This is a genomic window from Streptomyces sp. NPDC017225 (assembly GCF_044331465.1).
In the GTDB taxonomy this organism is placed as follows: Bacteria; Actinomycetota; Actinomycetes; order Streptomycetales; family Streptomycetaceae; genus Streptomyces.
In genome coordinates this window covers 71198-92052 of record NZ_JBIRNE010000024.1, presented here as the reverse complement: position 1 = coordinate 92052, position 20855 = coordinate 71198, and the positions used below count along the sequence as shown (strand labels likewise).

The window sequence follows — 20855 nt, the reverse complement described above, 5'->3', positions numbered from 1 at the left end:
GGGCGGGGGGGGGGGGGGCGGGGGGCGGGGGGGGGCGGGGGGGGGGGCCGCCCCCGGCCGCGGCCGCGGGGGGGGGGGGGGGGGGGGGGCGGGGCCCCCGCCCCCCGCCCCCCCCCCCCCCCCCCCCCCCCCCCCCCCCCCCCCCCCCGCCGCTCAGGAGGTGTGCCGGGCGGCGTTGGCGAGGATCGCGTCACGCAGGTAGACGGCGAAGCCCGGCCGGGCCGCGTCGAGGTTCTGCGTGAAACGCTCGTCCGACACGTACATCTCGCCCAGGCAGGTGTGCATCTCGTACCCGCAGTCGTAGTGGTTGCGGGCGATCCCCTGCCGGTGGTCCTCGGCGGCGTCCATGGCCCCCTCGGAATCGGCGGGCTCCCCGGCCTCCATCAGGGCGACGAAGCGACGGGTGAGCTCGTCGACCTCGTTCTGGATGCGCTGCCAGTCCTCCTTGGTGTACGAGGCGGTCCGCTGCTGCGACTGGCGGTAGGCGTCGGTGTCGCCCCAGCGTTCCCGCGCCTCCTCCTGGTGCTCGTCGGGGTCGAAGTCGCCGAAGACCTCGAACTTCTCCTCGGGCGTGAGGTTGATGCCCATGTTGCGTGCCTCCATGGCGTGCTCCACGGCCGCCGCCATCTTCTCCAGCTTCTCGATCCGGGCGGTCAGCAGCTCGTGCTGGCGGCGCAGGTGCGCGTGCGGGTCCGCGGCCGGATCGTCGAGCAGGGCGGCGACCTCCTCGAGCGGGAAGCCGAGCTCCCGGTAGAACAGGATCTGCTGCAACCGGTCGAGGTCGGCGTCGCTGTAGCGCCGGTGGCCCGCGTGGCTGCGCTCGCTGGGTACGAGCAGGCCGATGTCGTCGTAGTGGTGCAGGGTGCGCACCGTCACTCCGGCGTAGCCGGCGACCTGTCCCACGGAGTAGCTCACTTCCGCTCCCTTCTCTGACGCCCTCCACGCTCCCCCCTCACGTGACGTGAGGTGCAAGTCCGGCGCGGACCCGGGTGCCGGACCGCGAACGCCCCGCCTTGCGCGGCGTCCGGCCCCGGTGACTCCCGTGTCCCCCATGTCCCCCGTCGGAGCTACTCGGAGCTGTCCACCCAGGGGTGATTCGCACATGCCGCCGCTCTCGTAGCGTTCTCGGCAGGTCGCGGAAGGCATGCGGCCGACGCCATACGGAGGTCACCATGAGTACCACGCGCACCGAGTCCCCCCAGCCCATGCTCCAGAAGGGTGGCCGCTTCCTCCGGTCTCCCCTCGGCTGGATGCTGACCGGGATAGTGGGTGTGGGCCTGGCGTCCAGCCTGGTCGCGGCGGGTGGAGTGGTCGCCATCGTGGGTGCGGCCGTGGCGGTCGTCATCTACTGGGCGGTCATGCGCCACCTCGCCCGGCGGGACGTACCGGAGATCGCCAGGTCGGGGGCCGTGACCCAGACGTTGTTCGGTGTCGCGATCGGCTTCGCCCTCATCACCGTGTCGATGCTCACGCTCCTCACCGAGTTCTCGTTCGACGAACGGCCCGGTAACGGCCTGTCGATCGTGGCGAGCATGGCCGCGATACAGGTCGGCGCCGCCGTGACCGAGGAACTGCTCTTCCGCGGCCTCGCCCTCCAGGCGCTGGAGAAGCTGTGCGGCAGCTGGGCGGCGCTGGCGATCACCGCGGCGCTGTTCGGCGGACTGCACGCGGCCAACCCGGGCGCCACGCTGTGGAGCTCGACCGCGATCGCCATCGAGGCCGGCGTGCTCCTCGGTGCCGCGTTCCTGTGGACGCGCAACATCTGGTTCGTCGTGGGCCTGCACTTCGCCTGGAACACCGGCCTGGGACTGATCGGCATCCCCGTCTCCGGCCACGCCTCGGAGGGTCTGATGACCACCACTCCGACCGGCCCCGACCTGGTGACCGGCGGAGACTTCGGCCTCGAGGCGTCGATCGTGCCCATCATCATCAGCGTGCTGATCGCGATCCCCATGCTCATCGCCGCCCACCGGCGCGGCAACCTGGTCCCCATGCGCCGCAGGCAGGGCTGACCACCCGGTACCCGACGGCCACGAGATCTCGCCCCCGCTCACCCTACGAGCGGGGGCGAGATTGTCGGCGGTCCTCCGCGCCGGACCGGGGCCCGGACGCGATCGACCGCGTACTGGAGCAGACGGAGGCCAAGGCGGACGAGGCAGCCTTCCCCTCGATGCCGGTTCGTCGTGAGCTCCGGCAGAGGACGCCGCACCGGACGCCCCGGTCAGAACCCGGCTTCACGCCGGACCCTTCCCCTCAAGCGGGTGGAACCCGGCGAGCGGGAACCTCGAAGACGAGTTCGCGACCGTCCTCCTCGTCCCACTGCTCTCCGACCTCGACGAAGCCGAAACCCGCGATCGTGGCCAGGGATGCCACGTTGTCGGGACTGATCGCCGCACGCACGGTCGTCACCGTGCTTTCGGCCGCTGCCCGGCGGAGCAACTCGATCAGCACCGACCGGGCATATCCCTGGCGACGGAAGTCGGGAGCGACGGAGTAGCCGATCTCGACCATGCCGGCCTCGTCAGGTGGTCCGTGGAACCCGGCATGTCCGACGACGAGCCCCTTGTCACCGACGACCGCCTGCCGCACCATCCACCGCGCCCGGCCGGGGTCGGCGGCCATCTGGTCGAGCCGGAACCGCCACAGCCACCGTGCTCCGTCGGTCAGGAAGTACTCGGTCAGCGACACCCCGGCCACCCGGCCGGCTTCGGCAAGATCGCCGTCGAGCAGAGCGGCCATCGCCCCGCCGGACAGCTCGACACAACGTACGGACTTCGGACTCCGGGTGGACGGTCCCCAGTGACCAGCTTCATCTGTCATCTGCGGATACTCGCCGACCCACCCGCAGGCGTCCAACGATTTCGAAGCACCCCGACAGCCACCCCACGACGTCATCCACCAGCAACGCCCCGCCCGGTGAACCTTCCCGGTCACAGCACCTGGCCAGTGACAGTCCGGCTCGTGGGGGACGCCCGCCCCGCACGCGTGCTCCGGCCCGCCCGCGGCACGCCGACGCTCAGCGGCTGAGCCGGCCGAACCTCGCCACCGCCAGCGGGAAGAACACCGCGAGCAGGGCCAGCGGCCATCCGACCGCCGCCCACACGTGGCCGGACTCGCCGCCGGGGCCGCCGAACAGGTCGCGGACGGCCGTGGCGGTCTGGGACATCGGGTTCCACTCGACGACCGTGCCCAGCCAGCCCGGCATGGAGTCCGGCGTGGCGAAGGCGTTGGAGAGGAATCCGACCGGCCAGACCAGGATCTGCACCGCCTGCACCATTTCGGGCCTGCCCGCCACCAGGGCCAGGAAGATGCCGATCCAGAGCATGGCGAACCGGAAGAGCAGCAGCAGGCCCACCGCGCCCAGGAAGGCACCCGGACCGCCGTGGGCCCGCCAGCCGAGCGCGTACCCGACCGCGATCAGCACGGTGAGACCGAACGCCGACTGGAGCATGTCGGCGGCCGAACGGCCGACCAGGACCGCGCCGTTGGTCATCGGCAGGGAGCGGAAGCGGTCGACGACGCCCTTGTTGAGGTCCTGGGTGACGGCGATCATGGTGCCTTCCAGGCCGAAGGCCATGGTGAGGGCCAGCATCCCGGGCACCAGGTAGTCGACGTAGTCGCCGCTCACGCCCCGGCCGCCGCCGACCAGGTAGCCGAACATCAGCAGCAGCATGACCGGGAAGACCAGGTTGACGACGACCGTGACCGGCTGCCGCCCCCAGCGGGCCAGCTCCCGGCGGGTCATGGTCCACGAGTCGGTCAGGGCGTACGTCATGGGTCTCGTGACGGTGCCCGTGCTCACTCCGGTACTCACACTGCCTCCTTCGTGCGGTCGGTGAGGTGCAGGAAGACCTCGTCCAGGGTCGGGCGGCGCAGGGCCACGTCCTCCGCCTCCAGGCCGGCCTCCTCCAGCGCCCGTACGACGCCGGAGAGCGCCGCCATGCGGTCGGTGACCGGTGCGCTGAGCAGCCGGCGGTCGGCGTCGACGCGGACGCCGGTGAGCGGCAGGAGGGCGGCCGCGGTGTCCAGTTGGCCGGCGTCGCGCAGGACGACGTCGACGCGGTCGCCGCCGGTGGCGGCCTTCAGCTCGTCCGCCGTGCCGTCGGCGACCACCCGGCCGGCGTCGACGACCGAGATGCGGTCGGCGAGCTGGTCGGCCTCCTCCAGGTACTGGGTGGTGAGCAGGACCGTCGTACCGCCGCCGACCAGGGAGCGGACCGAGTCCCACACCTCGGCGCGGCCCCGCGGGTCCAGGCCGGTGGTCGGTTCGTCCAGGAAGAGCACCTCCGGCTCGGTGATCAGGGACGCGGCCAGGTCCAGGCGGCGCCGCATTCCGCCGCTGTAGGCGCTGACCGGCTTGCGCCCGGTGTCCGTGAGGTCGAAGCGCGCCAGGAGTTCGTCGGCACGCGCGCGTGCCCGCCGGGCGCCCAGGTGGTGGAGGCGGCCGAACATCTCCAGGTTCTGCCGGCCGCCCAGCTCCTCGTCGAGCGCCGCGTGCTGGCCGAGCAGGCCGATGCGCAGCCGTACGGCGTACGCGTCGGTGGCGACGTCGTGTCCGGCCACCTCGGCCCGGCCCGAGTCGGGGCGCAGCAGGGTCGACAGGATCCGGACCAGCGTCGTCTTGCCCGCGCCGTTCGGACCCAGCACCCCGTGCACGGTGCCGCGCGCGACCGTGAGGTCGAGCCCGTCCAGCGCGCTCTTGCCGCCGTACTTCTTGCGTGCCCCTTCGACGATGATCGCCGTGTCGGCCACTGATACCCCCAGTTAGTCAAAGTTGACTACTCGTTCCGCTCGGAACCGTATCCCCACTGAACGTGTTAGTCAAACTTGATTAGTTGATTGATTTTCACGAGCTGCCGGACGTGCTGGGCTGCCGGACGTGCTGGGCTGCCGGACCCCATCGGTGGGCGGGCCTGGGATCAGCCGCGGTCCCCCGGGTGCGGCTCCTGCGTCGCGTACGGGTTGCGCTCGCCCTCCGCCAGGACGCCTACGAACGGCTCGCCCTCACCCGCGAAGGTGTAGGCGCCCCCACGGATGCGTTCGATGAGCGCGCGGGTCCACTCGGCGCCGGTGTCGGCCGAGTGCACCCAAAGGTTCATGATCTCGCCGATGTGGCCGAGCTGCCCGGGCCCGTCCTCGGGCGTGTAGTACTCGGTGACGGCCCTGCGCCACTCCCCGATGGCCCGGACCCGCTCCTCCAGGAGGGCGAGCACCTCCTCGCGCTCCAGGTCGACCATCAGGCCGATGCCCGCGGAGAGCACGTCCGGTTTCTGGTCGTAGGCCGTGAGGGACGCGCGCAGGCTGCTGAAGTACTCCTCGGTGCCCGCCTTCGTGATCTCGTACTCCGTGCGCGGCGGGCCGCCGGCGGTCGACGGGGCGATCTCGTGCGCGTGCAGCAGGCCCTGCTTGGCCATCTGCTTCAGCGCGTGGTAGATCGAGCCGGGCTTGGCGTTGGACCACTCGTGCGCGCCCCAGTACTCCAGGTCGTTGCGCACCTGGTAGCCGTGGGCCCGCCCGTGCTGACGGACCGCGCCGAGCACCAGGAGACGGATCACTGACATGGGTCCAGACTAGGCGGGAGTGCCCTGCTCCCTGGCCACCAGGTCCCAGGCCGAGGCGCCGTCCAACGACTCGCGGATGATGTCGGCGTGGCCTGCGTGCCGGGCCGTCTCGCGGATCAGGTGCAGACAGAGCCAGCGCGTCGAGACGCGCTCGTCCGGCGGGAACCAGGGTTCGTTCGGCAGCGGGAAGGTGTCGTCGAGGCTGGGCACCGAGCGGACGAACGCCTCCGTCTCGGCGGCGACCTTCTCCCAGTGGGCCAGCTGGGAGGCGACCGTCTCGTCGCCGACCAGGGCGAAGCACTCGTGCCAGTTCGACTCGTCCCGTGCGACGGCCGGCGGCTCCTGCTTGGCGCGGGCGATCCAGCCCTGCTCGACCTCGGCGACGTGCTTGAGCAGTCCGGCCAGGGACAGCTCACTGGCGCTGGGCCGGGACGACGCCTGCTCGTCCGTCAGGCCCAGCACCGCCCGGCGGATGCCGCCGCGCTGCTCCGCCAGGAAGGACAGCAGCGCTCCGCGCTCGTCGCCCCGCTCTTCGGACCGCACGTGGGTGACCATGGCCGGCCGCCTTTCGTCGAGGCCGGGGGCGTTTCCCCCTGACACCGGCCAAGCTACGGACCCTTGCGGTCAAATTCCGTCCGCAAGGGCCCGTCCCGGAGAAACGAGGAAGAGGCTTCAGAGGGGAGAGGGGAAAGGGGAAAGGGCAGAGGGCAGAGGACGGTTCAGAAGGGGAAGGCGCTCCGGCCGTGCTGCACGGAGATCCACTTCTGCGTGGTGAAGGCGTCCAGCATGGTGTCGCCGTTCAGGCGGCCGATACCGGACTGCTTCTCGCCGCCGAAGGGCACGATCGGCTCGTCGTGCACGGTCCCGTCGTTCACGTGGAACATGCCGGTGTCGATCCGCTTGGCGAAGTTGACGCCACGCTCGATGTTCCCGGTGTGCACGGCGCCGCTCAGGCCGTACGGGGTGTCGTTGACGAGGCGTACGGCCTCCTCCTCGCCGTCGAACGGGACGAGGAAGGCGACCGGGCCGAAGACCTCCTGCCGCAGCAGGGCGGAGTCGGCGGGCAGACCGGTCAGGACCGACGGCTCGACCAGGTTGTCCGTGGTCGTGCCGCGCACCAGAGCGGTCGCGCCCGCGGCGATCGCCTGCTCGACGACGCCCGAGAGCGCGTCCGCCTGGGAGGAGTTGATCACCGGGCCGATGACGGTCGAAGGGTCGCGCGGGTCGCCGGCCTTGAGGGTCTTCACCTTGGCGACGAACTTCTCGGTGAACTCGTCGGCCACCGAGCGGTCGACCAGGACGCGGTTTGCGGCCATGCAGACCTGCCCCTGGTGGACGAACCGGCTGAAGACGGCGGCGTCCACCGCGTAGTCGACGTCGGCGTCGTCGAGGACCACCAGGGCGCTGTTGCCGCCGAGTTCGAGGACCGAGCGCTTGAAGTTCGCGGCGCAGACGGTGGCCACGTGGCGGCCGACGGCGTCGGAGCCGGTGAAGGAGATCACCTTCGGCACCGGGTGCTCCAGGAAGGCGTCGCCTATCTCCGCGATGTCGGTGACCACGACGTTCAGCAGGCCGCCCGGCAGACCGGCGTCCTCGAAGAGCTTCGCGACCAGGGTGCCGCCGACCACCGGCGTGTTCTGGTGCGGCTTGAGGACGACGCCGTTGCCGAGGGCGAGGGCCGGGGCGACCGACTTCAGGGAGAGGAGGAAGGGGAAGTTGAAGGGGCTGATGACGCCCACGACACCCACCGGCACCCGGTAGACGCGGTTCTCCTTGCCGTCGACCGGGGACGGGATGATCCTGCCCTCGGGCGCCAGCGACAGGTGTACCGCCTCGCGCAGGAACTCCTTGGCGAGGTGCAGTTCGAAGGCGGCCTTCAGGCGCGTGCCGCCCAGCTCGGCGATGATCGCCTCGCTGATCTCCGCCTCGCGGTCCTCCACGAGCCGCAGCACCTTCTCGAACACCGCGCGGCGGGCGTACGGATTGGTCGCCGCCCACTGCTTCTGCGCGCGCTCGGCCGCCCGGTAGGCGGCGTCGACCTCGTCGACCGTGGCTATCGTGATCGAGGCCAGCTTCTCGTTGTCGTACGGGTTGAAGTCGATGATGTCCCAGGAGCCGGTGCCCGGGCGCCACTCGCCGTCGATGTACTGCTGGGCGAGGTCGGTGAAGTACGACGACATGTGTTCCCTCAATCCCCTAGCTGCCGCAGCCGCCGCGAGCGAGCCGCCTGATTGGGCGTCATCGTACTGCTGCGGCAGTGGAGTTGAGGGGCGAAGGGCCCCTGGGCCTCAGGACAGTTGGATGAGCCCGCGCAGCAGATCCCGGCTCTCGTCCGGCCCGGGGCTGTCCTGCTGGAGTTCCTTCAGCGCCGTCTCGTACTGGGTGACGTCCTCGTGCTTGTCCAGGTAGAGCGCGCTGGTGAGCTGCTCCAGGTAGACGACGTCCGACAGGTCGGACTCGGGGAAGCTGAGGATCGTGAACGCGCCACTCTCGCCGGAGTGCCCGCCGAAGCCGAACGGCATTATCTGCAGGCGCACGTTGGGTCGCTCGGACATCTCGATGAGGTGCTGGAACTGGCCGCGCATCACCTCGCGGTCACCGTAGGGGCGGCGCAGTGCGGCCTCGTCCAGGACGATGTGGAACTCGGGGGCGCTCTCGGCGACAAGGTGCTTCTGCCGTTCCAGGCGCAGCGCCACCCGGCGCTCGATGTCCGCCTCGCCGGCGCCCTTCATGCCGCGCCGGACGACCGCGCGGGCGTAGTCCTCGGTCTGCAGCAGACCGTGCACGAACTGCACCTCGTACACGCGGATGAGTGAGGCGGCACCCTCCAGGCCCACATAGGTGGGGAACCAGCTGGGCAGTACGTCGGAGTAACTGTGCCACCACCCGGCGACGTTGGCCTCCTTGGCCAGGGACAGCAGAGAGGTGCGCTCCTGGCCGTCCGTGATGCCGTACAGCGTCAGCAGGTCCTCGACGTCCCTCGTCTTGAAGCTCACCCGGCCCAGCTCCATACGGCTGATCTTGGACTCCGAGGCGCGGATCGAGTAGCCCGCCGCCTCCCGCGTGATCCCCCGCGTCTCACGCAGCCGCCTGAGTTGTGATCCGAGCAGCATGCGCCGCACCACCGATCCGGGCTCTCCCGCGCTCACGTTCGCCAGCCTCCCCAACCGTCTTCAAGGGCCGAAGTCTGCCACTAAAACACTCCGAGCAGTACTCGTCCGGTTACGGAAACGGAATCGAGCCAGGGGAAATGCACAGGATCATGCACGGAGGGGGCGGAAAGCGGGCGTCGAGCGAGGTGAAGGAGGGGCGAAGATGACGGAAAATTTGACCAACAAGCGGTACGGGCAGGTCCATTTCGGTCACGTGCACGTGCATCTGCCCTTGCATCTGCGGAACGCATCCGAAACCATGGTCCCGCACCACCGCGCCGCATCGCTACGACCGCGAATTCCCGGGAGTGCCTCGCATGGGGACGAATGGATCGACCATGCTCGAGCCGTTACGGCAGGGCCTTCCGCCACTCGACCCCGCGGCCGTGTCCAACGCCGCCTCCTGCGCCCTGCCGCCTCGTTACGAAGCGGTGCGCGAGGCCCGGGGGTTCACCCGTAGAACGCTCGACGGCTGGGACACGGGCGACCGTTTCGACGACGTCTGCCTGGTGGTCTCCGAACTCGTCACCAACGCCCTGCGGCACGCCCTGCCGGCCGACACCCCGAGGCGCGGGGAACAGAACGGTCCCGTCCGGCTGCATCTGATGCGCTGGACCGAGCGGCTGGTGTGCGCGGTGCGCGACCCCAGTCACGACAGCCCGGTGGCCCGTGAGACGGACGACTTCTCGGCGGAGTCGGGCCGGGGCCTGTTCCTCGTCGACTCCTTCAGCGACAGCTGGGGCTGGCACCCGCTCGCCGGTTCGCTCGACGGCAAGGTGGTCTGGGCCCTGTTCCGGCTCCAGAAGCCCGACGGGATGATGAACCGGCCGCCCTGCGAGTGACGACGGCTCGCGATCAGCTCGTCATCGGCTAGCGATCAGCTCACCATCGGCTCGTCATCGGCTAGCGATCAGCTCACCATCGGCTCGCGACCGCTTGACCGTCAGCTCGCGACCAGGTGATCGAACTCGCCGTCCTTGACACCCAGCAGCATGGCCTCGATCTCGGCGCGCGTGTAGACGAGCGCGGGACCATCGGGGAAGCGGGAGTTGCGCACCGCCACGGCACCGTCGGGCAGTCGCGCGAACTCCACGCAGGACCCCTGCGAGTTGCTGTGCCGGCTCTTCTGCCAGGCCGCGTCGTGCAGCTGCGTGGCGGCCATGCCGTTGTACACGTCGTGGTCCACAGGTCGCTCCCCGGTGGTGCACTGGCTGATGTGGCCATTGATGCAGTGGTCAACTGATCCGGATCATAACCCTGTTCTTCGTGCAGATGCATGAGCAAATGCACGTGCACGCGCGGTGTTCTCGCGGTTACAGCCGTGACGGTGGCTCTGCCCGAAAGCCCTTGCCCTCTCTGACGCCCACTTCCGGGAAGTCGTTCCCGCGTATGCCCCCGGATTCCAAGAACATGCAACAACATGCAACAAAACCGGGGGCCCGCTCCTGGAGCGGGCCCCCGGTGCGAAACCGACGGACGGGTTTCGGCGCGCAGGTCAGCGCGCCGCGTACGGCAGCAGTGCCGTCTCGCGCGCCCTCTTCATCGCCCGAGCCATCTCGCGGGGCATGGGTCAGACCTCCAGGAGGGTGTCGAAGGCGGGCGGCAACCGCTGCCAGGCGGCCTGCCCGGCGGCGTACTCGGCATCGGTCAGCAGGCAGGACTCCAGGAGCCGCTCCAGGCCGTCGCGGTCGAGACCGGGGGACGTGAAGACCAGGTGCTGGCAGCGGTCGCCGTGCTCGGGATCCCAGTCCAGCGCGGCGGCGGCTCGGCGCACCGGCGGGACCAGCTCCCAGGCGGCATCGGGCAGCGAGGCGAGCCAGGGCCCCGCACTCTCCACGCACAGGGCCCCGCCCGCGGCGTCCCAGTGGAGCAGCGTGTCCCCCTTGCCGGCGAGCCAGAACCGGCCCCGGCTGCGGGCGGCCGCGCAGGTCAGATCCTCCAGCGCCGCGTACAGCCGCTCGGGGTGGAAGGGGCGTCGCCGGTGCCAGACGAGGGTGGCGACACCGTGCGCGTCGGCCTCCGCGGGCAGCAGGGCGCAGGCCGGGTGCTGCGCGGCGGCCGCGGCCTCCACGTCGAAGCCGGCGAGGGCGGCCCGCGCCAGCTCGGAGCATGCTGGAGAGGCCGCGGGTGGGGCGCCCGCCGGGTCGCCGTGGCCGATCGGGACCCGGCGGGCTGTCGGATGCAGCTGGGCCAGCAGCTCCCGGTCCTCGTCGTCGGCCTCCGGGGAGCCGGGGAGAGAGGGCGCGAGGGCGAGGACGGGGGCGTACTCCAGCTGGCGGGCGAAGGTGTCGGCGACGGTGCGCCGGTCGGTGGCCGCGGCGGCGAGGCCGCCCTCGGCGAGGTCGTCGCCGTTGCCCAGGTACGGCAGTACCAGTGCCGGGTCGACGGCGGTGATCACGCCCGTGACGGTGAAGCCGCCGGCCGTCACCACCTCCGCCATCGCCTTGGGCTCGACGGAGTCCCACAGCTCGACGACCGCCAAGGGGGTGCCTCCGGCGTCCGCGAGCCGCTCCAGCTCGGGGACGAGGTCCTCGCGCAGGGCACAGCAGGCACAGTCGTCGACCAGGGGCGCCTCGCCCGCGGACAGGATGCCGGTGGCGTCCCGGACGGTCCGTACGACCGTGCCCGCGGCGGCCGTCGCCAGGTCGTGGTGGAGGACGACACTGCCGGGCACGTCGGCCAGCAGCCGGGCCACGGCCGCCCTGCGGGCGTCGGCGTGCAACCCGCCGACGATCACCACCGGGAGGCCCGGGCGGCCCGGGCGGCCCGGGCGGCCCGGGCGGCCCGGGCGGCCCGGGCGGCCCGGGCGGCTGTCCGGGCGGTCCGGCCCGCTCATGCCCCGCCCCGCTTCCCGTACCGCCGCTCGAAGCGCTCCACGCGGCCGGCCGTGTCCATGACGCGGGCGGTGCCGGTGTAGAAGGGGTGGCTGACGTTCGAGATCTCGACGTCGACCACCGGGTAGGTCCGGCCGTCCTCCCATTCGATCGTGCGCTCGCTGGTCATGGTCGAGCGGGTGAGGAAGGCGTAGTCCGCGGCGCGGTCACGGAAGACGACCGGGCGGTACTCGGGGTGGATTCCCTTGCGCATGACGGGTTCAGCGCTCCTCTCGGAAGTCGACGTGGCGACCGGCGACCGGGTCGTACTTGCGCAGGGTCAGCCGGTCCGGGTCGTTGCGGCGGTTCTTGCGGGTGACGTAGGTGAAACCGGTTCCGGCGGTGGACCGGAGTTTGACGACCGGGCGGAGTTCGTTGCGTGCCATGCTGGTACCTTACTGAAAATGAATTCCATTAGCAGCTATGACCGTCCGGTCTGAAGGAGAGGTACGTCACCGTGTCCGCCCACTGCATGCTGACCGGCACCCGACCCGGCTTCGGCAACCGCATCTCCCACTCCCACCGGCGGACCTCCCGCCGCTTCGACCCCAACATCCAGACCCGGCGCTACTGGCTGCCGAGCGAGAACCGGCACGTACGGCTGCGGCTGAGCACGAAGGCGATCAGGACGGTGGACGCGATCGGTGTCGAGGCGGCCGTGGCGCGCATCCGTGCCCGAGGAGTGAAGGTCTGATGGCGAAGAAGAGCAAGACCGCGAAGAACGAGCAGCGGCAGGCGACCGTCGCGCGGTACGCGGCGCGCCGGGCGGAGCTGAAGGAGACCATCCGCAGGCCGTCCTCGACGGAGGCCGAACGGCTCGCCGCCCAGCGGGAACTGCGCAGGCAGCCCCGCGACGCGAGCCCCACGCGCGTACGCAACCGCGACCAGGTCGACGGGCGTCCGCGCGGCTACCTCCGCGTGTTCGGACTGTCCCGGATCAACCTGCGTGAGCAGGCACACGCCGGACATCTGCCGGGAGTTCGCAAGTCGTCCTGGTAGGCCGCCCTGGCGTGACTTGCTGGTAACTTGCGGCTGTCCTGGGGCCGCCCCGGCCGTCCGGCTACAGCTTGGAGCTTGCGGTGACGTTGGTGACTGCGGAAAGTTCGGCGAGCACGGCGAACGCGACGAGTACGGCGAACACCTCGAGTACGTCCACAGGTGCTTCCACAGGTGCTTCCACAGGTGCGCCGGAACCGCGCCGGCGGGCGGCCCGCCGGTCCGTGCGGGCCGCTGCCGTGGCCGTCGGGCTGATGGGCGTGCTGACGCTGACCGCTTGCAGCGACGGAGGTGACTCCGACGACGGCGGCACGGGCGGGGGCTCCGGCGGCAGCACGGGCGGGGGTGACAAGTCCTCGGCCGCGCCCAGTACGACCGCGAGCGCCGAGACGGGCGGCGGCAGCGGCGGGTCCCCGTCCGCCGCCGCGGGTGAGCTGGAGGGCAGCTGGCTGGCCACAACCGGCGGCCAGGCCGTCGCGCTGATGGTCACCGGTGACAAGGCCGCCCTCTTCGCCACGGGCGGGACCGTGTGCAGTGGCACCGCCGGCGAGGACTCCGGCACCCGGACGATCCGCCTGAAGTGCACCGACGGCAGTGACGACCGGGCCACGGGCACCGTCGAGTCGGTCGACGGGACATCACTCGAGGTGGCGTGGCAGGGCGGCCTCGGCGAGGAGACGTACACCAGGTCGGAGGGCGGCTCACTGCCTCCCGGACTGCCGACCGCCGGTCTCGGCTCCTGAACGGAACAGGGACGAAAGGCCATCGACCGACGCACGCACGGCCATCGACGACACACGCACGGCCGTCGACGACACACGCACGGCCGTCGACCGACGCACGCACGCGCGGCCGGGGACAACGCACGGGCGCCCGGAAACGCACTGCGGGCACCCCGTAGCCGCACCATGACCGCCCCATAGACGTAACCACGGGCGCCCGCGCCAGGGTGACGTGACGGTGACGTCTAGGGCAGTGGTCGCCGGCGGTCGACCCGCGCCTGGTCGGCCGCTCGGGTCCCCTCCGTCCAGCCCGCCGCGTCGCCGGCGCCGCGCAGGCGGGTCGTCGTCGTCTCCGGGAACATGCGCTCCAGCCGGTCCGTCACCGCGACCTGGCGGGAGGCGAGGACCGGCAGGAGGTCCACGTCCGTCGCCGTGCCGGACTCGGCGGTGGCCGCATCCGTCGCCGCCCGCAGCCGGGTGCCCGCGCGGTGGGCGTAGGCGGCGAGGAACGACTGACGGAATGTCTTGGTCCGCTTGCGACCGACGGCGCGCTGTGCGGCCTCCGCCCTGGTCATCGCCGCCTCGGCCTGCACCAGAAGCGAGGTGTAGAGGAGTTCGACCGCCTCCAGGTCCGCCTCGAAGCCGACGACGGTGGAGAAGCCGAGGGGTTCGTTCCACACGGCCCGGCAGTGGTTCGCGTCGGCCACCGCGTCCAGCAGCACAGCCTTGGCCTGCTCGTACGGTGACTCCACCCCGATCCGGCAGGCACCGGGGGCATCGGGCGAGGGAGCGTGGGCCGACAGCAGCGCCTCGTCGATGCTGTGCCGCGCCATCAGCTCCTGCGCCTTGGCGCTGAGCGCCTCCGCCTCCTCCGGATACCCGGTCGCCTCCGCCTTGGCGAGCAGGGCGCGGATGCGGGCGAGGGTACGGGACTCCGGCCTGTGCTCCCGACGGGAGTCCCCCGCCGCCCCCGCGGCCCCCGGCTCCAGGGGCTCCAGGGTGGGCAGGCGCAGCAGCAGGCGGTACAGCTCCAGTACGGCGGTGGCGTGGGAGAAACGGTCGGCGCGGGGCGGCGCCTGGTCCGGTACGTCGTCGAGCTGCGCGGTCCAGCGAGGCCCGCGCGGGCGGTCGTGCGGCGCCTGCGCGCGGATCAACGCCGCCACCAGCCGTACGTGGATGCCGTCCAGCTCGCGCCGCACGATCCGGACGAGGTCGGCGGGCTGCCAGCCGCGCCGCCAGGCGGTCGCCACGAACTCCTCACCCCGCCGGGCGAGTTCCGCGTCGGCCGCCGGGTCGGCCGCGAGCAGCGAGGCGGCGGTGTCGAGGGCGTCGTCTGCGGCGTCGTACAGGGCGGTCTCGAAGGCACGGTCGACGGTGCGGGGCGTACTCACCCGGCGATGGTGCCACGGTCGCACGCCCCGGGCGCACGGCCGGGAAACAACTGTCAACCACTGGTTGACAGTCGTAGGGGCGCAACCTACGGTTGACACATGACGACGAACCCGAGCACCACGTCATCCGTACGTCTCGACGAACTCATCACCGCGATCAAGAAGGTGCACGCGGAGCCGCTCGAACAGCTCCAGGACGCCGTCATCGCCGGCGAGCACCTCGGTGAGGTGGCCGACCACCTCATCGGACACTTCGTGGACCAGGCCCGGCGTTCGGGCGCGTCCTGGACGGACATCGGCAGGAGCATGGGTGTCACCCGGCAGGCGGCGCAGAAGCGCTTCGTGCCCAAGGAGTCGGCCGACCTGGACGCGAGCCAGGGCTTCAGCCGCTACACGCCCCGCGCGCGCGACGCCGTGATGGCCGCCCACAACGCGGCCAAGACCGCCGGCTCCGCCGAGGGCCTGCCCGAGCACCTCGTCCTCGGCCTGCTCACCCAGCGCGAGGGCCTCGCGGTCAAGGCGATCGCCGCACAGGGCGTGACCGCCGACGCGGTCCGCGGGGCGGCGACCGCGGCGCTCCCGCCCGCCGTGGCGGAGGTCCCGGAGCTGGTGCCCTACGGCCCCGCGGCCAAGAAGGTCCTCGAGCTCACCTTCCGCGAGGCCCTGCGCCTCGGCCACAACTACATCGGCACCGAGCACGTCCTGCTGGCCCTGCTGGAGCACGAGCACGGCGAGGGCGTACTCAGCGGGCTCGGCCTCGACAAGGAGACCACCGAGCGCTACGTCACCGAGGCGCTGGCGGAGTTCATCGAGGTGACCGCGGAGAAGGAGCCCGGGCGGGACGAGGGCTGAGGCCCCGCGGGAGAAGGCCGGTCCCGGCCAGGAGGGGGCCGGGCCCCACTCACGGTCACGGTCACGGGCACGGCGAAGGCTGACGTCCCGGCCCCGGCCACGGCGGGGGCCGTTGTCAGACCCTCCTGCGAGACTCGCGACATGGCCGACCGGTGGGTGCTCGCCGTGGCCGAGGACGGTGGCGTGGAAGTCGCCCCCCTCGGCCCCGACGGGCTGCCCACCGGCCCGGTGCGGCGGGAGGCCGATCCCGCCCAGGCCGTACGCGGCAGACCGGACGTCGCACGCTGGGTGTGGCGGTCCACCGCCGAGGTCGCTCCGCGTCTGCTCGCTGCGGGGGTGCGAGTGGAGCGGTGCTACGACGTGGAGGCCGCCGAGACCCTCCTGCTCGGCCACGAGGGGCGGTACGGGGAGCCGCGTTCGGCCGCCGCCGCCCTGGCCCGGCTGCACAGCGGTCCCGTGCCGCCCGATCCGCCGCAGCGCGCCGCCGAGCCGGGCGCGCAGTCCCCGCTGTTCGAGCCCCAGGCCGTTCGCCTGCCCCTGGGCGACCTGCTCGCCGTCTACGCCGAGCAGCAGCGCCGCCACGACCGGTCCGCGCACCCCGACCGGATACGGCTGCTGACTGCGGCCGAGTCGGCGGGCATGCTGGTGGCCGCCGAGATGAACCACGCCGGACTGCCCTGGCGGGCCGATGTGCACCGCGAGGTACTGCACTCCCTGCTCGGCGAGCGGTACGCGGGCGGGGGCGAGCCGCGCCGCCTGGCCGAGCTGGCGGAGGAGGTGTCCGCGGCCTTCGGACGCCGGGTGCGGCCCGACCTGCCGGCGGACGTGGTCAAGGCGTTCGCGCAGGCCGGCATCAAGGTCGGCTCCACCCGCCGGTGGGAGATCGAGTCGGTCGACCATCCGGCCGTGAAGCCGCTGATCGAGTACAAGAAGCTGTACCGGATCTGGGTCGCCCACGGGTGGTCCTGGCTGCAGGACTGGGTGCGCGACGGACGGTTCCGCCCCGAGTTCCTGGCCGGCGGCACCGTCACCGGACGCTGGGTGACCAACGGCGGGGGCGGTCTGCAGATCCCCAAGGTGATCCGGCGGGCCGTCGTCGCGGACCCGGGCTGGCGACTGGTCGTCGCCGACGCCGACCAGATGGAACCGCGCGTGCTGGCGGCGATATCCCGCGACCCAGGGCTGATGGAGGTGGCCGGCCGGGAGAGCGACCTCTACCAGTCGGTGTCCGACCGCGCCTTCTCCGGCGACCGCGCCCAGGCCAAACTCGCCGTTCTCGGCGCGGTCTACGGCCAGACCTCCGGCGACGGCCTGAAGAACCTCGCCGCGCTCAGACGCCGCTTCCCCAAGGCGGTGGCGTACGTCGACGACGCGGCCCGCGCGGGCGAGGAGGGGCGGCTCGTGCGGACGTGGCTGGGGCGCACCTGCCCACCGGCGGCCGGCGCGGCCGACGGCGCCGAGGAGGCGGGCATGCCGCAGGACGACCCTTCCGTCCCCTCCGACGCCCTGGGCCGGACGCAGGAATGGGTACCCGGCTACGCCTCCACCAACGCCCGCGCGCGGGGCCGCTTCGCGCGTAACTTCGTCGTCCAGGGCAGCGCCGCCGACTGGGCCCTGCTGCTGCTCGCCGCACTGCGGCAGGCCCTCGCGGACAAGGCGGCTGAGCTGGTCTTCTTCCAGCACGACGAGGTGATCGTGCACTGCCCGCGGGAGGAGGCCGACACCGTCGTCGCGGCGATCCGGGAAGCGGCGGAGCTGGCGGGCCGGCTGACGTTCGGCCGGACGCCGGTGCGGTTCCCGTTCACGACGGCGGTGGTGGAATGTTACGCCGACGCCAAGTGACCGGCCTCGGACCTCTTCGCGCCGGCGTCAGCAGCAGCCACGCGCCGAGGTGGACGAGGACAGACCTCGGGGGGCCTGCGGCGGACGGGTCACACCCGGTCGCGGAGGCATTGACCCGGGCCCTGAGAAGGCGACCGATCGCCCGGTCCCGCTGCCGGGACCCGGTGCCGCCGCCGCGCCGGTCGGGGTGATCGCCGTGTCCGCGAACCGCGCTCCCACGCCGGGCCGGGGCCGCACAGGCCGGGCAACGGTCCCTCAAGCCGCCTTCGAGGCCACCGTTGTGTGAGGCACCCCGTCGCCAACCAGCGCCTCGGGAAAGGAAGTCCACACATGGACGAGCAGAGGGTCGCGATCGTCACGGTTCCTCGTCCGGCATCGGGACCGCGCCCATCGACCGCAGGTAGTCGTGGTTGGCCTCGCTCGCCGTGCCGATGACGGTGCTCGCTCCCCACGCCAGAGCCAGCTGGACAGCGAAGGTGCCCAGGGCGCCCGCCGCCGCGTGGATCAGCACCGTGTCACCGGGGCCGACCTTCATCTCGCGCAGGCACATGTGCGCGCCGACTCCGTTGGCGGAGAAACCGCCCGCGATGTCCCAGGGCATGCTCTTCGGCTTGGCCGCGACCTGCTCGGGGGTGACCACCACGTACTCGGCGTAGGCGCCCGGAGTGCAGTACCCGTAGACGTCGTCCCCTACCGAGTGCCCGGTGACGCCTTCGCCCAGCTGATCGACGACGCCCGCGTACTCGTTGCCGGGTACCACGGGGAAGGAGTTGTCCACCGTCGGTGTCGGCGGCGCCCAGCCCTCCCTGATGACGGTGTCGACGTGGTTGACGCCGGCCGACCGCACGCGGACGCGCAACTGCCCGGGGCCGGCCTGAGGAGTGGCGGCCTCTGTCGGCGTAAGGACCTCGGGCCCGCCGAAGGAGGCCAGGGCGGCAGCCTGGGGGCTGCCCGGACGTCAAGGACAAGGCCGTGGACGGCGCCGCGGCACCGTAGCGGCCGCTCCCGGCCGGCGCCCCGGCACCCGCTCACCGGTGTTCGAGCACGTCTCAAGGACAGGACAGGGCACGGCTGGACCGGCTGTCGGGGCCCTGCGGCCATGGTCATGAGCACGCGGAGCCGAGAGCCGACCGTTTCGACGAGGTACGCGGCTGGACCCGCGACGCATGGGCCATCAGCCACGAGGAGGAGCACTGCTTCCGGGTGGTGGCCCTCGCCGTGCAGGCCGGCAACCGCGAGGTGACCGGCTGGACGCAGCCGCTCTTCGAGCCGGTCGCCACGGGCGTGACCGCCTTCCTCACCCGCCGGTTCGACGGCGTCCCGCACGTGCTCGCGCACGCCCGGCTCGAATCCGGCTTCCGGACACCGTCGAGTTCGGCCCCACCGTCCAGTACACACCCGCCAACTACGGCCACCTGCCCGCGGCCGACCGGCCCCCGTTCCTGTACCGGGTCCTCGCGTCGGCCCCGGAACACATCCGCTACGAGGCCCGTCACTCCGAGGAGGGCGGCCGGTTCCTCAACACCGAGCCCCGCTACCTGTTCGTCGACGCCGAAGACCTCCGCACCGACGTGCCCCCGGCTACGTCTGGGTCACCCCTGGGCAGCTCACCTCCCTCGTGCGGCACGGGCACTACGTCAATGCCCAGGCCCGTACGCTGCTGTCCTGCCTCGACGCCGGGGCCGTGTCGCTCTGATGGGACCGCTGAGGATCGGCGTACTGGGCTGCGCGGAGATCGCCCGGCACCGCATGCTTCCGGCCATGGCCGCGTCGGCGGACATCGAGATCGCCGCCGTCGCGAGCCGTGACCCGCGGTGCGCCCGGGAGACCGCACGGCCCTACGGATGCCGCGCGGCCGGCGACTATCAGCAGGTACGCGACGACCCGGCCGTCGACGCCGTCTACGTACCGCTGCCGGCGTCCCTGCACGCCCGGTGGACCGAGGCCGCGCTCACCGCCGACAAGCAGGTCCTGGCTGAGAAGCCGCTGCAGCCGGGGCCTGGGCCGACGTCGGCACTTGCCGGCGCGGCGCCTCGATACCACCCGCTGGTGTGACTGGTGCAGAAGACGCGCCGCTATGTCAAGAGGCTTTGAAGGGCTGCCCGTCGGGTCGTCGCCCCGTGCCCTCGCGTCCGTAGCGTTCCAGGCTTCGCCCCACTACCCCTAAAAGGTGGGGGGAAAACCGGGGGGACCGGGCAAAGACCAGAGGAGCCGAGCCCTTGTATGCATACAGAGATCGCGAGGTCAACGGCGCCCGAGCGCCGTTGGCCCGTCCGCCCCGGACCACACCCGGGGCCGCCGCCGGCGCGTTACTCTCCCTCTCGGCCATGCAGGCTCAAGCGGGCAACGCCGCGACGGCGGCATTCGTGTCCGGTGCCACGCCCGTGCAGCGCGCGCCCCTTACCGTGCAGCGCGTCGACGAAAGACGCAGGAAGCGGGATCGGTCACAGCTGACGGACGATGAGCTGTACCAGCTGGCGCTCGAGAGAGAAGCCAGGGCGCACGCTCGAGCCCTGGAACGCGAGGACGACGGGGACCTGCCGTACGGTCCGATGGACGATCCGTTCGGCGGGCACACCCTCAGGAAGGGGCACGTGACCGACAAGGGTCCGCTCGCCGTGACGAACAAGAAACAGCACCCCGGCAGCATCAAATTCAGCGACAGGTACTACGAGGATCGCCCTGGCAAGGACGCGGGCTTCATGTCCTACCTGACCGACGAGGATCTCGCTGTCACTCTGGATGTGCTGGAGAACAAGCCGCCGGACCAGGATGCGATCGACAGCATGGACCCCACCCGGCGCCGTGCCAGCTCCACACTCTACGGCGCCTCGTATTCGGAGAATAAGCGCCGCGAGGGTTCGAACAAGGCGTTGCGTTCCGCGCTGAGGCGCCAAAAGAGCGGCAAGACTCTCCGTGAGAATTTCAAGGACGATTTCCCCATGGCCGGATCCGCGAAGTACGACGGGTCCTCCTACGGCGCGCAGGCATACCCCAAGGCGCAGTCCGGCAAGGTGAAGCTGTCCATGGGGGCACGCGACACCCTGCTGGAAATGTCGGAATCCTCCGACGAAGACCGGGGCCGGCTCCCCGCGCGCGAGCCGGAGATCGTGGACGTCAGACCGCCACGCCGCTCGGCCTCGATCGGACCCGACTTGTACTCGGGTCAGGAGGAGCCGACAGACCGGCGTTCACGGCACTACCCGCCGCCGTCGAACCAGGGGTACTACCCACCGCCGTCCTCGCGCTCGGACCAGATTCCGGGCGGGTCGTTCGAGCCGATCATCATGAGCGCCGAGCCGCCGCGCGAGCCGCGCCGCACGTCTTCCCGGCGCCGGTCCCGGTCGTCGTCGCGCCCGCCGCAGCACTCGCTTCCGCTGCGTCCGGCACCCGAGCCGTACGAGCCCTCGTACGGAGACGACCCGTCGCCCTTCGCATCCCCGTTCAGCGCCGGCCCACCGCCCAG

Annotated in this window: 23 protein-coding genes and 1 pseudogene; 10 read left to right on the top strand and 14 right to left on the bottom strand. The window is 71.6% G+C overall.

The window, feature by feature from the left end; translation table 11 throughout:
- Positions 1 to 153: 153 nt before the first annotated feature.
- Positions 154 to 915: a MerR family transcriptional regulator gene (locus ACH4NX_RS33935; protein ID WP_398129821.1), complete on the bottom strand. Its 762-nt coding sequence runs from the start codon at positions 913 to 915 to the stop codon at positions 154 to 156.
- A 257-nt stretch (positions 916 to 1172) separates the two neighbouring features.
- Here ACH4NX_RS33935 and ACH4NX_RS33930 point away from each other — a divergent pair, with 257 nt between their 5' ends.
- A complete protein-coding gene (locus tag ACH4NX_RS33930; RefSeq protein ID WP_398129822.1) occupies positions 1173 to 2012 on the top strand; it encodes a lysostaphin resistance A-like protein in 840 nt (279 codons plus the stop codon).
- Positions 2013 to 2253: 241 nt separating this feature from the next.
- On the opposite strand, the gene ACH4NX_RS33925 is transcribed toward ACH4NX_RS33930, so the two are convergent.
- From ACH4NX_RS33925 to ACH4NX_RS33895, 7 genes are all read right to left on the bottom strand, one after another.
- On the bottom strand, positions 2254 to 2820 hold the full coding sequence (locus ACH4NX_RS33925) for a GNAT family N-acetyltransferase (protein WP_398129823.1): 567 nt from the start codon (positions 2818 to 2820) through the stop codon (positions 2254 to 2256).
- 196 nt (positions 2821 to 3016) lie between these two features.
- On the bottom strand, positions 3017 to 3775 hold the full coding sequence (locus tag ACH4NX_RS33920) for an ABC transporter permease (RefSeq protein ID WP_398129864.1): 759 nt from the start codon (positions 3773 to 3775) through the stop codon (positions 3017 to 3019).
- 35 nt (positions 3776 to 3810) lie between these two features.
- Positions 3811 to 4752, bottom strand: coding sequence for an ATP-binding cassette domain-containing protein (locus ACH4NX_RS33915; protein WP_351386817.1), 942 nt, complete (start codon positions 4750 to 4752; stop codon positions 3811 to 3813).
- 167 nt (positions 4753 to 4919) lie between these two features.
- Positions 4920 to 5561 (bottom strand): PadR family transcriptional regulator, encoded by a 642-nt coding sequence (locus ACH4NX_RS33910; protein WP_398129824.1) that lies wholly within the window; start codon positions 5559 to 5561, stop codon positions 4920 to 4922.
- A 9-nt stretch (positions 5562 to 5570) separates the two neighbouring features.
- Positions 5571 to 6116: a DinB family protein gene (locus tag ACH4NX_RS33905; protein ID WP_398129825.1), complete on the bottom strand. Its 546-nt coding sequence runs from the start codon at positions 6114 to 6116 to the stop codon at positions 5571 to 5573.
- Between the two features lie 164 nt (positions 6117 to 6280).
- Positions 6281 to 7741: an aldehyde dehydrogenase family protein gene (locus ACH4NX_RS33900; RefSeq protein ID WP_351386824.1), complete on the bottom strand. Its 1461-nt coding sequence runs from the start codon at positions 7739 to 7741 to the stop codon at positions 6281 to 6283.
- Positions 7742 to 7849: 108 nt separating this feature from the next.
- Positions 7850 to 8674, bottom strand: coding sequence for a helix-turn-helix transcriptional regulator (locus ACH4NX_RS33895; protein ID WP_351387718.1), 825 nt, complete (start codon positions 8672 to 8674; stop codon positions 7850 to 7852).
- 356 nt (positions 8675 to 9030) lie between these two features.
- On the opposite strand from ACH4NX_RS33895, the gene ACH4NX_RS33890 reads away from it, so the two are divergent.
- Positions 9031 to 9555: an ATP-binding protein gene (locus ACH4NX_RS33890; protein ID WP_398129826.1), complete on the top strand. Its 525-nt coding sequence runs from the start codon at positions 9031 to 9033 to the stop codon at positions 9553 to 9555.
- Positions 9556 to 9656: 101 nt separating this feature from the next.
- Here the strand turns inward: ACH4NX_RS33890 and ACH4NX_RS33885 are convergent, their stop codons facing one another.
- From ACH4NX_RS33885 to rpmG, 4 genes are all read right to left on the bottom strand, one after another.
- Positions 9657 to 9899 carry a DUF397 domain-containing protein gene (locus tag ACH4NX_RS33885; protein WP_351386829.1) on the bottom strand — a complete coding sequence of 81 codons (243 nt, stop codon included), beginning with the start codon at positions 9897 to 9899 and terminating at the stop codon, positions 9657 to 9659.
- A gap of 384 nt (positions 9900 to 10283) precedes the next feature.
- Positions 10284 to 11549, bottom strand: a complete 1266-nt coding sequence (locus ACH4NX_RS33880; RefSeq protein WP_398129827.1) for a CobW family GTP-binding protein — start codon at positions 11547 to 11549, stop codon at positions 10284 to 10286.
- The gene (locus ACH4NX_RS33875; protein WP_351386833.1) at positions 11546 to 11800 is read right to left on the bottom strand and encodes a type B 50S ribosomal protein L31; all 255 of its coding nucleotides are present in this window, start codon (positions 11798 to 11800) and stop codon (positions 11546 to 11548) included. Before ACH4NX_RS33875 ends, ACH4NX_RS33880 begins: the two co-directional genes overlap by 4 nt.
- A 7-nt stretch (positions 11801 to 11807) precedes the next feature.
- On the bottom strand, positions 11808 to 11972 hold the full coding sequence (gene rpmG, locus ACH4NX_RS33870; RefSeq protein WP_122616828.1) for a 50S ribosomal protein L33: 165 nt from the start codon (positions 11970 to 11972) through the stop codon (positions 11808 to 11810).
- 71 nt (positions 11973 to 12043) lie between these two features.
- On the opposite strand from rpmG, the gene rpmB reads away from it, so the two are divergent.
- The 3 genes from rpmB (at position 12044) to ACH4NX_RS33855 (ending at position 13325) form a co-directional block, all read left to right on the top strand.
- On the top strand, positions 12044 to 12280 hold the full coding sequence (gene rpmB / locus ACH4NX_RS33865) for a 50S ribosomal protein L28 (RefSeq protein ID WP_279564250.1): 237 nt from the start codon (positions 12044 to 12046) through the stop codon (positions 12278 to 12280).
- On the top strand, positions 12280 to 12585 hold the full coding sequence (rpsN, locus tag ACH4NX_RS33860; protein ID WP_351386837.1) for a 30S ribosomal protein S14: 306 nt from the start codon (positions 12280 to 12282) through the stop codon (positions 12583 to 12585). Before rpmB ends, rpsN begins: the two co-directional genes overlap by 1 nt.
- A gap of 251 nt (positions 12586 to 12836) precedes the next feature.
- A complete protein-coding gene (locus ACH4NX_RS33855; RefSeq protein ID WP_398129828.1) occupies positions 12837 to 13325 on the top strand; it encodes a hypothetical protein in 489 nt (162 codons plus the stop codon).
- Between the two features lie 224 nt (positions 13326 to 13549).
- Here ACH4NX_RS33855 and ACH4NX_RS33850 read toward each other — a convergent pair whose 3' ends face one another.
- Positions 13550 to 14695 (bottom strand): DUF2786 domain-containing protein, encoded by a 1146-nt coding sequence (locus ACH4NX_RS33850; protein WP_351386842.1) that lies wholly within the window; start codon positions 14693 to 14695, stop codon positions 13550 to 13552.
- A gap of 99 nt (positions 14696 to 14794) precedes the next feature.
- On the opposite strand from ACH4NX_RS33850, the gene ACH4NX_RS33845 reads away from it, so the two are divergent.
- The gene (locus ACH4NX_RS33845; RefSeq protein ID WP_351386845.1) at positions 14795 to 15547 is read left to right on the top strand and encodes a Clp protease N-terminal domain-containing protein; all 753 of its coding nucleotides are present in this window, start codon (positions 14795 to 14797) and stop codon (positions 15545 to 15547) included.
- 141 nt (positions 15548 to 15688) lie between these two features.
- A complete protein-coding gene (locus ACH4NX_RS33840; RefSeq protein WP_351386847.1) occupies positions 15689 to 17389 on the top strand; it encodes a bifunctional 3'-5' exonuclease/DNA polymerase in 1701 nt (566 codons plus the stop codon).
- Between the two features lie 355 nt (positions 17390 to 17744).
- On the opposite strand, the gene ACH4NX_RS33835 is transcribed toward ACH4NX_RS33840, so the two are convergent.
- Positions 17745 to 18248 carry a zinc-binding alcohol dehydrogenase family protein gene (locus ACH4NX_RS33835; protein WP_398129829.1) on the bottom strand — a complete coding sequence of 168 codons (504 nt, stop codon included), beginning with the start codon at positions 18246 to 18248 and terminating at the stop codon, positions 17745 to 17747.
- A 212-nt stretch (positions 18249 to 18460) separates the two neighbouring features.
- Here ACH4NX_RS33835 and ACH4NX_RS33830 point away from each other — a divergent pair.
- From ACH4NX_RS33830 to ACH4NX_RS33820, 3 genes and pseudogenes are all read left to right on the top strand, one after another.
- Positions 18461 to 19085: pseudogene (locus tag ACH4NX_RS33830) on the top strand (NDP-hexose 2,3-dehydratase family protein).
- Positions 19085 to 19444, top strand: coding sequence for a Gfo/Idh/MocA family oxidoreductase (locus ACH4NX_RS33825; protein ID WP_351386852.1), 360 nt, complete (start codon positions 19085 to 19087; stop codon positions 19442 to 19444). The pseudogene ACH4NX_RS33830 and the gene ACH4NX_RS33825 overlap by 1 nt, the downstream one beginning before the upstream one ends.
- 272 nt (positions 19445 to 19716) lie before the next feature.
- The coding region (locus ACH4NX_RS33820; RefSeq protein ID WP_398153379.1) for a hypothetical protein at positions 19717 to 20855 on the top strand (1139 nt) is incomplete at its 3' end.